Source organism: Leucobacter chironomi DSM 19883, from assembly GCF_000421845.1.
Classification (GTDB): Bacteria; Actinomycetota; Actinomycetes; order Actinomycetales; family Microbacteriaceae; genus Leucobacter; species Leucobacter chironomi.
The window spans coordinates 154076-168583 of sequence record NZ_ATXU01000007.1; the positions used below are offsets into that span (position 1 = coordinate 154076).

Consider the following 14508-nt stretch of genomic DNA (forward strand, 5'->3'; position numbering starts at 1 on the left):
TCGAGACCGGGCGGGCGCGGCCGTCAGGCGTGCGCCGCGCAGGCCGCCGCCGGGTGCGCCGCGCAGGCCACGAGGCGGGACCGGCAGCTCGGATCGGTGCAGTTCGCCAGCCGGTTCGATGCGGCCCCGCACACTTCGCAGCGTCCGAGCACCGCGGCCCCCGGAGCGAAGTCGAGAGCCTCGCGCCCGTCGAACACGGCGAGCGAGCCCTCCCACAGCCCGTCGTTGCCGAACGCCTCGCCGTAGCGCACGATACCGCCGTCGATCTGGTAGACCTCCTCGAAGCCGCGCTCGCGCATGGCGGCGGAGAGGATCTCGCAGCGGATTCCGCCCGTGCAGTAGGTGACGACCGGGCGGTGCTTGAGATCGTCGTAGGCGCCGCTGTCGATCTGCGCGATGAAGTCGTGCGTCGTCTCGACCTCGGGCACCACGGCACCCCTGAATCGCCCGATCTCCGCCTCCCAGGCGTTGCGGCCGTCGAAGAACACCACGTCGTCGCCGCGCTCGCGCACCAGCTCGTTCACCGCGTGCGGCGAGAGATGCGTGCCGCCGCCGATCACGCCGGAGGCGTCGACCCGCAGCTCGTCCGGGATGCCGAAGGCGACGAGCTCGTCGCGCACTTTGACGCTCAGCTTGGGGAAGTCGGCGATGCGTCGCCAGGGTGCCGGGCGCGTCTTCCCGGTGAACGCCGCAGGCCGCTGCTGGGCTCCGGGCGCGGCGTCGGCGAAGCCCGTGCCCTCGCTCCACTTGGGCTCGAGTCCGGCGAAGGGCGCGTATTCGCGGGTGCGTCGCAGGTAGCGCTTGCACGCGTCGAGCTCGCCGCCCACGGTGCCGTTGATGCCGTGCGGCGAGATGATGATCCGCCCCCGCAGGCCGAGTGATTCGCAGAGCTCCCGCTGCCACAGCCGCACCGCCTCGGGGTCGGTCACCGGCGCGAAGACGTAGTACAGCAGGATCTTGGGCTCGCTCACCCGTCCATGCTACGCGCGCCTCGCCCCGTCCCCGCCTCGCCCCTATCGCTCGGCGACGGTGAGGAGGTGGGAGATTCCGACGGTTTTCGGCGCCGTGAGATTGTCGGGTTCTCCGAAAGATGCGATGCAGGTGCGCGAGAGCGCCGGGACAGGCGCGAAGGCGGGCTCCGCTGTGCGACACTGGCCTCGGGGCAGCGCCCGCGAGCGCACGCGCCGAAGCGACCCACTCCTGAGAGGCGGAGAACGATGAACCAGCCCGACCACGCGCGCATGCACTCCGTCTCGGACGAGACCCGCGGCATCGTCGATCTGGTGCTCGACTACTCGCGGCGCCGCATTCTCGCGACCGATACGCCGCTCGACCACGCCGTCTCACCCAAGGAGCTGCGCCGCCTGGCCGGTCCCACCATCAGCGAAGAGGGCCTGGGGAGCCGCCGAGCGCTGTCGGTGTTCGAGCATATTCTCGCTCCGGCATGCATCACCACCGACCACCCGCAGTACCTCTCGTTCATCCCCTCCGCGCCCTCGAAGGCCGCGATCGCCTTCGACCTCGTGGTCTCGGCGAGCGCGCTCTACGGCGGCTCGTGGATGGAGGGCGCGGGTGCGGTCTACGCCGAGAACGAGGTGCTGAGCTGGCTCGCTGCTGAGTTCGGGCTGCCCCAGGGAGCAGGCGGCGTCTTCGTGCAGGGCGGCACCATCGGCAACCTCTCCGCACTCGTCGCGGCCCGCGACCAGGCCCGCTCGAAGCGCGAGGCGGCGGGGGCGGCTGCGCGCCCGGAGAACGGCTGGGCGGTGGTCTGCAGCGCCGAGGCGCACTCCTCGATCAAGTCGGCGGCCCGGGTGATGGACGTCGACGTGGTGCCGGTGGCGGCCGACGCCGACGGCGTGCTGCGCGCGGGGGCGGTGCGCGAGGCCCTCGAAGCGCACGGCGACCGGGTCTTCGCGGTGGTCGCCACGGGCGGTTCGACGAACTTCGGGGTGGTCGACGACATCGCGGGGATCGCCGCTCTGAAAGACGACTTCGACTTTTGGCTGCACGTCGACGGCGCCTACGGGCTCACCGCGATGCTCTCCCCGCTCGGTCGCCCGCACTTCGCGGGCGTCGAGCGCGCCGACTCGGTGATCGTCGACCCGCACAAGTGGCTCTTCGCGCCCTACGACGTCTGCGCGCTCATCTACCGCGATCCGGAAGCCGGCCGGCAGGCGCACACCCAGCACGCCGAGTACCTCGACGTGCTCACCGAGCAGGCGCACTACGATCCCTCCGACTACTCGATCCAGCTCACCCGGCGGCCGCGCGGGCTGCCGCTCTGGTTCTCGCTCGCCACCTACGGCGCCGCGGCGTATCGGGACGCCGTCACGCACTCGATCGCGCTCGCCCGGAGCATCGCCGACGAGATCGAGCGCCGCCCGGGTCTGCGCCTGGTGCGTCAGCCGCAGCTGTCGGTGGTGGTGTTCGAGCGCGACGGCTGGGAGCGCGCCGACTACGACCAGTGGTCGGATCGTCTGCTCGACGAGCAGCGGGCCTTCGTGGTGCCGAGCTCGCATGCGGGGCGCCCCAACACCCGCTTCGCGATCGTGAACCCGCTGACCACCTTCGAGCAGCTCACCGAGATCCTCGACACGATGGCGTGACCCCGGAGTGGCGAAGCGTTTGACCTTGACGTAACGTCAAGATCTAGCGTGGAGACCGAGCCGGGAGACGCCCGGCCGAATCTCCGGAGGGCAGCGTGGAGTACTCGATCCAGCAGATCGCCCGAGCCGCGGGCACGACCTCGCGCACCCTGCGTCACTACGACGGCATCGGGCTCGTGCGCCCGAGTCGCATCGGCGGCAACGGCTACCGCTACTACGACGACCGCGCACTCGTGCGGTTGCAGCGGGTGCTGCTGCTGCGCGAGCTCGGGCTCGGGCTCGACGCCATCGGCGAGGTGCTCGAGGCGCAGGACGCGCAGGCGCGCGGCGGGGAGCACCCCGCAGCCGCTGAGGCGCGCGTGCTGCACTCGCACCTTGATCTGCTCCTGCGGGAGCGGGGGCGGATCGACGCGCAGATCGGATCGGTCGAGCGCACGATTGCGGCGCTCGCTCGTGCTGCCGACGGCTCTCCGGGGGAGACGGATGGACAGGAGGACCTCATGTCGGAGAACATGTTCGACGGTTTCGACCACACCCGGTATCGGGAGGAGGTCGAGCGTCGCTGGGGCGCGAACGCCTACGCGAGCAGCGACCGCTGGTGGCGCAGCCTCGGCGACGCGGGCCGGGCCGAGTGGCGCGCCAGCATGGAGCAGCTGGGCCGGGACTGGATCGCGGCCGCCGAGAGCGGTGCGGATCCCGCCGCGCCCGTGGGCCAGGAGCTGGCCCGCCGCCACGTCGAGTGGCTGCGGGGCATTCCGGGCACGCCGGCGCACGGGGCCGGGGGAGACCTCGCCGGCTACGTGCTCGGCCTCGCCGAGATGTACGTGGCCGACGAGCGCTTCGCCGAGAACTACGGCGGCGCGGCGGGCGCCGGGTTCGTGCGCGACGCGCTGCGCGCCTACGCGGAGCGCGAGCTCGCCGCATAGTCGGCCCCGCGCCGGAGCGCGCGGTGCCGGCTCAGGCGCCGGTGCTGCTCGGCGCGGTGCGCGCCACCTCTTCGACGCGCGCGTCCTCGGCGGCGCGCGCGTCGTCGATGCGCTGCTGCTGCTCGGGCGTGCGCGCGAGCGGCGGCACGACCTCGTGCTGGTCGTTCACGATCACCACGTCGTGGTCGACGTGGTCGACCATCGCGTGCACGGCGTCGATGAAGTCGCGGCGGCGGATCGCGTCGAGCACGCGCGCGTGGTCGCGCTCCATCTCGGCGCCCGTGGCCACGTTGGCGAGACGTCCGCGGTGCTCGGGCGTGCGCAGCTGATCGTTGATGCCGGCGTAGAGCGAGGCGAGCAGCCGGTTCTTGGCCGAGTCGAAGACGAGGCGGTGGAACTTGCTGTCGAAGGCCGAGTTGTCGGAGCCGGCGGCGAGGCCGAGCACGGGGCAGCGGGTGCAGCCCACCTCTTCAGCGGCGGCCTGCTCCAGCGCGGCGACGTCTTCATCGGTGCGGTGCAGCGCGGCCTGCTGCGCGGCCTCGATCTCGAGCGCGCGGCGGTAGCTGAGGATCTCCTCGAGCGTGAAATCGTTGAGGAACTCGTTCAGCAGCGTGCTCGTGGGCGCCGAGGATCGCACGAAGGTGCCGCGGCCGGGCAGCGTTTCGAGCATGCCCATGCTGGCGAGCGATCGCACCGCCTCGCGCACCGTGGAGCGGCCGACGCCGGTCTGCTCGGAGAGCTCGGGCTCGATCGGGATCCGGGTGCCCACAGGCCACTCGCCGGTCGTGATCTTGCGCCGCAGGTAGGCGAGTGTGGCACGGGCCCGTTCGGAACCTGTGGTGCTTGCCATGCCTCGCCTCGCTTCGCCGCAGTGGATCCATCTGGTCCCGGCCCAGTATATCCGCGCGGGGGCGACGGGGGCTGCGCAGCCGTGGGATCCGGCCTAGGCTGGGGAAGATCCGGTTCGGCCGGTCGCAGCGAAGCGCACGCGGTGCCGCGCTGGGCGCATCGGGCGCCCGAAGAAGCTACCGAGGAAGGCTGAAGCGATGACGCAGAGGAATCCGAGTCGAGGCGCGATCGATCCGTACGCCGGCATGCGAGAGGTGCCCGGCTTCACGCTGACGAGCGCCGATATCCAGGACGGTGAACCGCTGCCGGCGGAGCTGTACGCCGAGCCGGCGGGCGGGTCGAACCGCTCGCCGCAGTTGAGCTGGTCGGGATTCCCCGCCGAGACCCGCAGTTTCGCCGTGACCTGCTTCGATCCCGACGCCCCCACGGGCTCCGGCTTCTGGCACTGGGCGGTCGCGAACATCCCGGGGAGCGTTACGGAGCTGGCGGCGGGCGCCGGTTCGCCGGGCAGCGCACTGCTGCCGGCGGCGGCGCTCACGATGCCCAACGAGCAGCGGCAGCCGGCGTTCACGGGCGCCGCGCCGCCCGCCGGCACGGGCGTGCACCACTACTGGTTCGTGGTGCACGCGCTCGACGTCGAGCACATCGACGTCGACCCGCAGGCAACCCCCGCGGTCATGGGTTTCATGATGCGCGACGCGGTCATCGCGCGCGCGGTCATCGTCGCGACGGGGGAGTACGGGCAGGCGGCCTGATCGCCGGGCAGGCGCGGCGCTTCGCGATCCGCCCCGCCTTGGCAAGAAGGGGGTGTTCTGCCACACTGGCAGCGTCGGCCACCGCGCCGACGACTTCGATTTCACAACGGATCGTCCGGCACGTACCTGCCGGTGGAACGAGAGGAAACCTCAATGGCGAGAGTCGTGTACGACGACGTGACCCTGCAGTACCCGGGAACCGAACGGCCCGCGGTCACGCATCTGAATCTGGACATCGAGGACGGCGAGTTCCTCGTGCTCGTGGGCCCATCCGGCTGCGGCAAGTCGACCGCCCTGCGCATGCTCGCGGGTCTCGAGGAGGTCACCGACGGCCGCATCCTCATCGATGAGCAGGACGTGACGCAGGTCTCCCCGAAGGATCGCGACATCGCGATGGTGTTCCAGAACTACGCGCTGTACCCGCACATGTCGGTGGCGGAGAACATGGGCTTCGCGCTGAAGATCGCGGGCGTCTCCAAGGAGGAGCGGCGCAAGCGGGTCGAGGAGGTCGCCGAGCAGCTCGACCTGACCGAATACCTCGACCGCAAGCCGAAGGCGCTCTCGGGCGGTCAGCGGCAGCGCGTGGCGATGGGCCGTGCGATCGTGCGAGCCCCGAAGGTCTTCCTGATGGACGAGCCCCTGTCGAACCTCGACGCGAAGCTGCGCGTGCAGACGCGCTCGCGCATCGCGACGCTGCAGCGCCGGCTCGCCCTCACGACGGTGTACGTGACGCACGATCAGACCGAGGCGCTGACGATGGGGGATCGCATCGCGGTGATGAAGCTCGGCGTGCTGCAGCAGGTGGGTTCGCCGCGCGAACTGCTCGACCACCCGGTCAACACCTTCGTGGCGGGCTTCATCGGCAGCCCGGCGATGAACCTGTTCGCCGCCGAGGTGGATGAGCGCGGACTCGTGCTGGGCGGCGCCGTGCTGCCCGTGGCGGACGGCGTGCGGGCCCGGATCCGCGACGGCCGGGTGACCGTCGGCGTGCGACCCGAGGATCTGGTGGTCGGCGGCGCCGGCGATCCGGGGATCCCCGTGAAGACGACGCTGATCGAGGAGCTCGGGGCCGATGGCTACCTGTTCGGCGACGCGGAGATCGCGGGCGAGCGCGTGGCCCTGGTGGTGCGAGTCGACGGTCGCGAGCACGCCGAACCCGGCGACCTCATCACGGTCTCTCCGCAGCCCGACCGGGTGCACCTCTTCGACTTCGAGAGCGGCGAGCGCATCGGCACCCTGCACGAGACCCGCGAGGCGGCGTAGGCCGCGCCCGGGTCATCGGCCCCCGGGCCGCCGGTTCATCTCTCGCGAGCGGGCTCGGCGGCCCGGGCGGCTTCGCCCGCGGCGGTCTGCACGAGGGGGAGCGTGCGCCCCTCGAAGTGAGTGCCGAGGGCGAGCCGCGACGACACGCGGGCCACTCCCGGCGTGTGCGAGATGAGGTCGAGCACGCGCTGCAGGTCCTGCGTGGAGCGGGCGACGACCGAGGTGATCATGTCGGTCTCGCCGGTCGCCGTGTGCAGGTCGAGCAGCTCGGGGATCTTCGCCAGTCCCTCGGCGACCTTCTGGTGCCCCACCGACTGGTGGATGAGCAGCGAGCAGAACGCGCGGATCGGGTAGCCGAGGGCGGCCGGGTCGATGTGCGGCGCCATCGAGGGGATCACGCCCGTGCGGCGCAGGCGGTCGAGGCGGCCCTGCGCGGTGGCGCGGGCCACGCCGAGCCGTCTGGCGCACTCGACCACCGAGATCCCGGCCTCCTCGCTGATGAGCGTGATGAGTCGCGCGTCGAGCTGGTCGATGCTCATGCATCCTCCTTGATGTGGGCAATCTGTATAGCTGAATCGTAACTCAGCTGTACGCTGTGAACATACTGCCGGGGCAATGCTGCGCCGATTGACCGGTTCCGTGCTCGCTCTCTAGAGTGGCGGCCGTGCAACCGCCCATCGAGCAGAGAGCGTCGAAGATGACATCCCAGCCCCCGCCGCAGTCCGATTCCGCAATCGTGCCGGATCCCGGCCCCGCCGACCACCGCTTCCGGCCGGGCCTCGATCGTATCGCCGCGTACCGCGCGGGCAAGCCGGCGCCGCTCGGCCCCGGCGGGCGCAGCTTCAAGCTGTCCTCGAACGAGAACCCGTATCCGCCGCTGCCCTCCGTCACCCGTCGCCTCGCCGAGGTGCTGCCCGCGTCGCTCGCCCGCTACCCGAGCATCGCCGCCCCCGAGGTCACGGCCGCGCTCGCCGAGCGCTTCGAGGTCGCGCCCGAGAACATCGTGCTCGGCGCGGGGTCGGTCGAGGTCGCCGCGCAGCTGATCCACGCCCTCACCGGCCCCGGCGACGAGGTGGTGTTCGCCTGGCGCTCCTTCGAGGCCTACCCGATCCTCGCCCGCGTCGCGGGAGCGGTGCCCGTGGAGGTGCCGCTCGACGCCGATGCGCGGCACGACCTGCCCGCCATGGCGGCGGCCGTGACCGAGCGAACGGGCGTGATCTTCGTCTGCAACCCGAACAACCCCACCGGCACCGTGGTGACGCGCGCCGAGCTCGAGGCGTTCATGGCGACCGTGCCCGAGCGGGTGCTCGTGGTGATCGACGAGGCCTATGTGCACTTCGACCGCGATCCCGACTCGCCCAGCGGCATCGAGTTCTTCCGCCGCTATCCCAACGTCGTGGTACTGCACACCTTCTCGAAGGCCTACGGGCTGGCGGGCCTGCGCATCGGCTACGCGATCGCGCGCCCGGCGGTCGCCGACGAGCTGCGTAAGGTGGCGCTGCCGTTCGGCGTCTCGCGGCTGGCGCAGGAGGCGGCCGTGGGCTCCCTCGAAGCGGAGGCCGAGCTCGGCGAGCGCATCGACGAGCTGGTGCGCGAGCGCGCGCGGCTGTTCGACGGGCTGCTGGCCGCGGGGCTCGGCCCCGTGCCATCGCAGGCGAACTTCGTCTGGCTGCCGGCGGGTGAGGAGAGCGGGCGGATCGCTGAGGCGTTCGAGCGCCATGGCATCTCGGCGCGGTGCTTCCCCGGAGAGGGCGTGCGGGTGACCGTGGGCCTGTCCGAGGAGAACGACGCCGTGCTCGAGGCCGCGGCCGAGCTGGTCGCCGCGATCGTCTGATGGCTCGATCGAACTAGACAATCTGCATAGCATTTTCCCTGAATGAATAACCTGTCTGTCACATCTGCCTAGATTCTTCCTGGCAGCTTGTAACAGGCCCCACCGCCTGATTAGCATCGGGCACCGGACGGCGTTGTCCACTGACGCCGTGTCCCCTTCCGCTCGACGCCCCCGCCGAGCGCGAGACACCCCCCAGAGTGAGGAACACCATGGCAGTCATCCGCAATCGCAGCAGGGCATTCGCCTTCGCCGGCCTGGTCGCGACCGCGGCGCTCGCCCTGAGCGCCTGCTCCTCGGCGAACTCCGGCGACGACGCCGGCTCCGAGAAGATCACCGTCGGCATCAGCCAGTTCGTGCAGCACCCCGCGCTCGACTCCGCCACGGAGGGCTTCAAGCAGGCCTTCATCGACGCCGGCTACGTCGAGGGCGAGACCATCGAGTTCAACGAGAAGAACGCGCAGGCCGAGGTCGCCACCGCCACCACGATCGCCCAGACCTTCGCCACCGACGGCGTCGACCTGTTGCTCGCGGTCGCCACCCCCTCCGCCCAGGCGGCGATGCAGAACATCGTCGACGCGCCCGTGCTCTTCACGGCCGTGACCGATCCCGTCTCGGCCGACCTCGTCGAGTCGAACGAGAAGCCCGGCTCCAACGTCACCGGCACGAGCGACATGAACCCCGTCGCCGACCAGATCGACCTCATCACCGAGATCGTGCCCGACGCGAAGAAGATCGGCGTGGTCTACGGCTCGGGCGAGGTCAACTCGGAGATCCAGGTCGACCTGGCCCGTGAAGCGGCCGAGGCGCAGAACATCGAGCTCGTCGAGGCGACCGTCACCAACGCCGGCGAGATCAAGCAGGCCGTCGAGTCGCTGGGCGACGTCGACGCGATCTACACTCCCACCGACAACCTCGTGGCCTCGGGCCTCGGCGCCCTGATCGGCGTCGCCGAGGAGCGCGGCATCCCTGTCGTCGGCGCCGAGTCGGCCCACGTCGAGGGCGGCGCCGTCGCCACGCTCGGCATCGACTACACGAAGCTCGGCTACCAGACCGGCGAGATGGCGCTGAAGATCATCAAGGACGGCGCCGATCCCGCCACCATGGCCGTCGAGACCTCGAAGGATCTCGAGCTGGTCGTCAACCCTGCCGCCGCCAAGCGCATGGGCGTCGAACTGCCCGCCGCGCTGGTCGAGCGCGCCGACAGCACGGTCGAGTAAACGCCATGATCGGAGCTCTCGAGCTGGGCCTCATCTACGGTGTGATGGCCCTCGGCGTCTACCTCACGTTCCGGGTGCTGAACTTCCCCGACCTCACGGTCGACGGCAGCTTCACCACCGGTGCCGCGGTCGCCGCCTCCCTCATCAGCGCGGGGCAGAACCCCGTGCTCGCCACTGTAGCGGGTGCCGTGGCCGGCCTCATCGCCGGCGCCATCACCGGTCTGCTGCACACCAAGGGCAAGATCGACGGCCTGCTGGCCGGCATCCTCACCATGATCGCGCTGTGGTCGATCAACCTGCGCATCATGGACAAGGCCAACGTGCCACTGCTGCGCGAGGACACCGTCATGACGCCGCTGCGCGAGGCGGGCTGGATCGGCAAGACCTGGATGGCGGTGCTCGTCTTCGTGATCGCGCTGTTCGTGCTCAAGCTGATCGTCGACTGGTTCCTGTCGACCGACCTCGGTCTCGCGATCCAGGCGACCGGCAACAACGAGCAGATGATCCGCAGCTTCGGCGTGAACACCGACGGCACCAAGATCCTCACCCTGTCGCTCTCGAACGGCCTCGTGGCCCTCGCCGGTGCGCTCGTGGCGCAGTACCAGGGCTTCGCCGACATCAGCATGGGCGTCGGCCTCATCCTCGTGGGCCTCGCCTCCGTGATCCTCGGCCAGGCGGTGCTCGGCCAGCGCAACCTCTTCATGGCCAGCCTCGCGGTGCTCGTCGGCTCGATCCTCTACCGACTCATCGTGTTCTTCGCCCTCACCGCGGGGCTCAACCCGAACGACATGCGCGCGGTCACGGCCGTGCTCGTGATCCTCGCGCTGCTGCTGCCGCGCTGGGGCTTCCTGAAGAAGATCCCATCGCTGCGGGATCGGGGCAACCGCAGACCCGCAGCCCCCGACCCAGCGCCGGACCCCGTCGCTTCGGCGACGACCGGCGTGACCGTGCCGGCGGAGAGGTAGGAACGCCATGCTGAACATCGACCGCATCTCCAAGACGTTCTTCGCGGGAACGATCAACGAGCGCAAAGCGCTCGTCGATCTGAGCCTGCGCCTCGACGAGGGCGACTTCGTCACCGTGATCGGATCGAACGGCGCCGGCAAGTCGACGCTGCTCAACGCGATCGCGGGCCGCTACACCGTCGACACCGGGTCGCTCACCGTCGACGGCAAGCCGGTGACGAAGCTCAAGGAGTACCAGCGCGCCCGCTACGTGGGCCGCGTGTTCCAGGATCCGATGGCGGGCACCGCGCCCGACCTCACGATCGAGCAGAACCTGTCGCTCGCGCTGCAGCGCGGCAAGGCGCGCGGCCTCGGCCTCGGGATCACGAAGTCCCGGCGCGAGCAGTTCGTGGAGGAGCTGAAATCGCTCGAGCTCGGCCTCGAGAACCGGCTCACCGCGAAGGTCGGTCTGCTCTCGGGCGGTCAGCGCCAGGCGCTGTCGCTGCTCATGTCGGGATTCACGAAGCCGCGGATCCTGCTGCTCGATGAGCACACCGCGGCGCTCGACCCGCAGCGGGCCGCGCTCGTGACCGACCTCACCGAGCGCATCGTCGCCGAGGGCGGGCTGACCACCCTCATGGTGACGCACAACATGGAGCAGGCGCTCAAGCTCGGCAACCGCCTCATCATGATGCACGAGGGGCGCATCGTCTTCCAGGCCTCGGCCGAGGAGAAGCAGCACCTCACCGTGCCGCTGCTGCTCGCGGAGTTCGCGAAGATCAAGGGCGCGAGCTTCGACGACCGGGCGCTGCTCGCTTAGCAACGAAGGCGGGCCCGGCGCCCGCCCGATCTGAGGGGGAAAACGAGACGCGCCGTCTCGTGCAGGACGAGGCGGCGTGTCGCGTTTCCGGAAGGCAACGTGTCGATCACGAAACCGCGGCCGGTTTGCGCGAATCGGGTCGCCGCGGTCTACGATGCTTGAATCGGCGTTTACTCGCGCCGATTTCTCAGTTCGCCGAGGCACTGGTCTCGGCGGGTAGACCTGCGAAGGATCGATAACACATGCGTCAGACCTCGTTCCGCCGTGCGCTCGCCGCAGCAAGCCTCACCGCTGCTGCCGCGCTCACGCTCAGCGCCTGCTCCGGCTCCTCGGAAGCGACCGACAGCGCCGATGCCACCGTCGAGAAGGTCACGATCGGCATCAGCCAGCTCGTGCAGCACCCCGCGCTCGACTCGGCCACCGAGGGCTTCAAGCAGGCCTTCATCGACGCCGGCTACGTCGAGGGCGAGACCGTCGAGTTCGATCTGCAGAACGCCAACGGCGAGCAGGCCACCGCTGTCTCGATCGCGCAGGGCTTCGCCTCCTCCGACGCCGACCTCGTGCTCGCCGTCGCCACCCCGGCCGCGCAGGCCGCCGCGCAGGCCATCACCGACAAGCCCGTGCTCTTCACCGCGGTCACCGACGCGGTCACCGCCGAACTCGTCGACTCGAACGCGAAGCCGGGCGGCAACGTCACCGGCACCAGCGACGCCGTGCCCGAGGACGCCCTGCAGGCGCAGTTCGAGCTCATCAAGGAGCTCGTGCCCGACGCCGCCACCGTGGGCATCGTCTACGCCTCGGGCGAGGTGAACTCCGAGGTGCAGGTCGCCGCGGCCGAGAAGGTCGCCGCCGGTCTCGACCTCGAGATCGTGACGAAGACGGTCACCACCGCCAACGACATCGCGCAGGCCACGGAGGCGCTCGGCGACGTCGACGCCATCTACGTGCCCACCGACAACATGGTCGTCGGCGGCATCTCGTCGCTCGTGCAGGTCGCCGAGGAGAAGCAGATCCCCGTGATCGGCGCCGAGGCCGGCACCGTCGAGGGCGGCGCGATCGCCACGCTCGGCATCGACTACACCGAGCTCGGCCGTCAGACCGGCGAGATGGCGATCCGCATCCTGAAGGGCGAGGATCCCGCCAAGACCCCCGTCGAGTTTGCCACCGAGCTCGCCTACGTGGTCAACCCGGGCGCCGCAGAGCGCATGGGCGTCGAGATCCCGCAGGACATCCTCGACCAGGCCGAGACCGTCGGCTAACAGCCACGACTGGCAGACCCGCCGCCGGCTGAGCTCGCCGGGGCACGGATCCGATCCCGGATCCCGCCCCCGCGGTTCAGCCGGCGGCTCTGCACGACAGTAAGGAACATCCCATGATCGGCGCGCTCGAACTCGGACTCATCTACGGTGTGATGGCGCTCGGCGTCTACCTCACCTTCCGGGTGCTGAACTTCCCCGACCTCACGGTCGACGGCAGCTTCACCACCGGCGCAGCCGTCGCGGCGGCGCTGATCACGCTCGGGCAGAACCCGGTGCTCGCCACCGTGGCCGGCGCGGTGGCCGGAGTGCTCGCGGGAATCGTGACCGGCCTGCTGCACACGAAGGGCAAGATCGACGGCCTGCTGGCGGGCATCCTCACCATGATCGCGCTGTGGTCGATCAACCTGCGCATCATGGGCACCGCGAAAGAAGGCGCGTCTGGCGCCGCCAACCTGCCGATGCTGCGCGCCGAGACCGTCTTCACCCCGCTGCGCGACGGCGATCTACTGGGCACCTGGGGCGGCATCGCGATCATCGCGGCCGGCGTGCTGGTGCTCAAGCTCGTGGTCGACTGGTTCCTGTCGACCAACCTCGGTCTCGCGATCCAGGCGACCGGCGACAACGGCCCGATGATCCGCAGCTTTGGCGTGAACACCGATCGCACCACGATCCTCACCCTCGCCATCTCGAACGGTCTCGTCGCGCTCTGCGGTGCGCTCGTGGCGCAGTACCAGGGCTTCGCCGACATCAGCATGGGCGTCGGCCTGATCCTCGTGGGCCTCGCCTCCGTGATCCTCGGCCAGGCGATCTTCGGGCAGCGCTTCATCTGGATCGCGAGCCTCGCCGTGATCTTCGGCGCGGTGCTGTACCGCCTCATCATCTTCTTCGCGCTGCGCGCCGGGCTCGACCCCAACGACATGAAGTTCATCACCGCCGCCCTCGTGGTCGCGGCGCTGCTGCTGCCGCGCTGGGGCTTCCTGCGCAAGCTGCCCGCGCTGCGCCGCCGCGGCGGCTCCGTGGTGATCGAGACCGAGGCCGCCCGGGCCGCGCAGGCCGGTGCCGGCGGGGCGGATCCCGAACCGGCGACCACCGCGCCCGCTGAGGGCGCATCCTCCTCAGAGACCAGCGGAAGGTAGTCGCATGCTCAAGATCGACAAGATCGAGAAGACCTTCTTCGCGGGCACCGTCAACGAGCGGCGTGCGCTCGCCGGGCTGAGCCTGCACCTCGACGAGGGCGACTTCGTCACCGTGATCGGATCGAACGGCGCAGGCAAGTCCACACTGCTCAACGCGATCTCCGGCCGCTACACCGTCGACACCGGCAGCATCGAGATCGACGGCCGCCGCGTGAACAGGCTCAAGGAGCATCAGCGGGCGGCCTACGTGGGTCGTGTGTTCCAGGACCCGATGGCGGGCACCGCCCCCGACCTCACCATCGAGCAGAACCTCGCCCTCGCGGTGCGGCGCGGCAAGCGCCGCGGGCTCGGCCTCGCGCTCACCCGGTCGCTGCGCGAGCGCTTCCGCGACGAGCTGCAGTCGCTCGAGCTCGGCCTCGAGAACCGGCTCACCGCGAAGGTCGGTCTGCTGTCGGGCGGTCAGCGTCAGGCGCTGTCGCTGCTCATGGCCGGGTTCACGCACCCGAGCATCCTGCTGCTGGACGAGCACACGGCCGCGCTCGATCCGCAGCGTGCCGCGCTGGTGACCGAGCTCACGGGCCGGATCGTGTCGCAGGGTCGGCTGACCACCCTCATGGTGACGCACAACATGGAGCAGGCGCTGCGCCTCGGCAATCGCCTCATCATGATGCACGAGGGGCGCATCGTGTTCTCGGCCTCGGCCGACGAGAAGCGCACGCTCACCGTGCCGCGGCTGCTCGAGGAGTTCGGCAAGATCAAGGGCGCTCAGCTCGACGACCGCGCGCTGCTGTCGTAGGGGCTCTCGCCCTTCCTCCCTGCTGTCGATGGCGGCGAGGTCGCGCGTGTGGTCGTTGTCCGGCGCGATAACGACCACACGCGTGACCTCGATGCACGCGATT

General features: G+C 70.2%; 14 protein-coding genes. 11 read left to right on the top strand and 3 right to left on the bottom strand.

What is annotated here, in order from left to right; translation table 11 throughout:
* Positions 1-23: 23 nt before the first annotated feature.
* Entirely contained in the window at positions 24-971 is a 948-nt protein-coding gene (locus H629_RS0109470) for a tRNA uridine(34) hydroxylase (protein WP_024357027.1), read from the bottom strand.
* Positions 972-1217: 246 nt separating this feature from the next.
* Between H629_RS0109470 and H629_RS0109475 the strand changes: the two genes are divergently transcribed.
* Both H629_RS0109475 and H629_RS0109480 read left to right on the top strand, forming a co-directional pair.
* On the top strand, positions 1218-2606 hold the full coding sequence (locus H629_RS0109475) for a pyridoxal phosphate-dependent decarboxylase family protein (RefSeq protein ID WP_024357028.1): 1389 nt from the start codon (positions 1218-1220) through the stop codon (positions 2604-2606).
* Between the two features lie 95 nt (positions 2607-2701).
* Complete coding sequence (locus H629_RS0109480) at positions 2702-3532, top strand: MerR family transcriptional regulator (protein ID WP_024357029.1); 831 nt, start codon at positions 2702-2704, stop codon at positions 3530-3532.
* A gap of 31 nt (positions 3533-3563) precedes the next feature.
* On the opposite strand, the gene H629_RS0109485 is transcribed toward H629_RS0109480, so the two are convergent.
* A complete protein-coding gene (locus H629_RS0109485; protein WP_024357030.1) occupies positions 3564-4382 on the bottom strand; it encodes a FadR/GntR family transcriptional regulator in 819 nt (272 codons plus the stop codon).
* 196 nt (positions 4383-4578) lie between these two features.
* Between H629_RS0109485 and H629_RS0109490 the strand changes: the two genes are divergently transcribed.
* Both H629_RS0109490 and H629_RS0109495 read left to right on the top strand, forming a co-directional pair.
* The gene (locus tag H629_RS0109490; RefSeq protein WP_024357031.1) at positions 4579-5136 is read left to right on the top strand and encodes a YbhB/YbcL family Raf kinase inhibitor-like protein; all 558 of its coding nucleotides are present in this window, start codon (positions 4579-4581) and stop codon (positions 5134-5136) included.
* Positions 5137-5289: 153 nt separating this feature from the next.
* Positions 5290-6399, top strand: a complete 1110-nt coding sequence (locus H629_RS0109495) for an ABC transporter ATP-binding protein (RefSeq protein WP_024357032.1) — start codon at positions 5290-5292, stop codon at positions 6397-6399.
* A 35-nt stretch (positions 6400-6434) separates the two neighbouring features.
* Here the strand turns inward: H629_RS0109495 and H629_RS0109500 are convergent, their stop codons facing one another.
* Positions 6435-6938: an Lrp/AsnC family transcriptional regulator gene (locus H629_RS0109500; RefSeq protein WP_024357033.1), complete on the bottom strand. Its 504-nt coding sequence runs from the start codon at positions 6936-6938 to the stop codon at positions 6435-6437.
* Between the two features lie 158 nt (positions 6939-7096).
* Between H629_RS0109500 and hisC the strand changes: the two genes are divergently transcribed.
* From hisC to H629_RS0109535, 7 genes are all read left to right on the top strand, one after another.
* The gene (hisC, locus tag H629_RS0109505) at positions 7097-8233 is read left to right on the top strand and encodes a histidinol-phosphate transaminase (protein WP_240471086.1); all 1137 of its coding nucleotides are present in this window, start codon (positions 7097-7099) and stop codon (positions 8231-8233) included.
* Between the two features lie 209 nt (positions 8234-8442).
* On the top strand, positions 8443-9450 hold the full coding sequence (locus H629_RS0109510) for an ABC transporter substrate-binding protein (protein WP_029746822.1): 1008 nt from the start codon (positions 8443-8445) through the stop codon (positions 9448-9450).
* Positions 9451-9455: 5 nt separating this feature from the next.
* Complete coding sequence (locus tag H629_RS0109515) at positions 9456-10415, top strand: ABC transporter permease (protein ID WP_024357036.1); 960 nt, start codon at positions 9456-9458, stop codon at positions 10413-10415.
* Positions 10416-10422: 7 nt separating this feature from the next.
* Complete coding sequence (locus tag H629_RS0109520; RefSeq protein ID WP_024357037.1) at positions 10423-11214, top strand: ABC transporter ATP-binding protein; 792 nt, start codon at positions 10423-10425, stop codon at positions 11212-11214.
* 242 nt (positions 11215-11456) lie between these two features.
* Positions 11457-12473, top strand: coding sequence for an ABC transporter substrate-binding protein (locus H629_RS0109525; protein WP_024357038.1), 1017 nt, complete (start codon positions 11457-11459; stop codon positions 12471-12473).
* A 113-nt stretch (positions 12474-12586) separates the two neighbouring features.
* Entirely contained in the window at positions 12587-13609 is a 1023-nt protein-coding gene (locus H629_RS0109530; protein ID WP_024357039.1) for an ABC transporter permease, read from the top strand.
* 4 nt (positions 13610-13613) lie between these two features.
* The gene (locus H629_RS0109535; protein ID WP_024357040.1) at positions 13614-14405 is read left to right on the top strand and encodes an ABC transporter ATP-binding protein; all 792 of its coding nucleotides are present in this window, start codon (positions 13614-13616) and stop codon (positions 14403-14405) included.
* Positions 14406-14508: the final 103 nt, after the last annotated feature.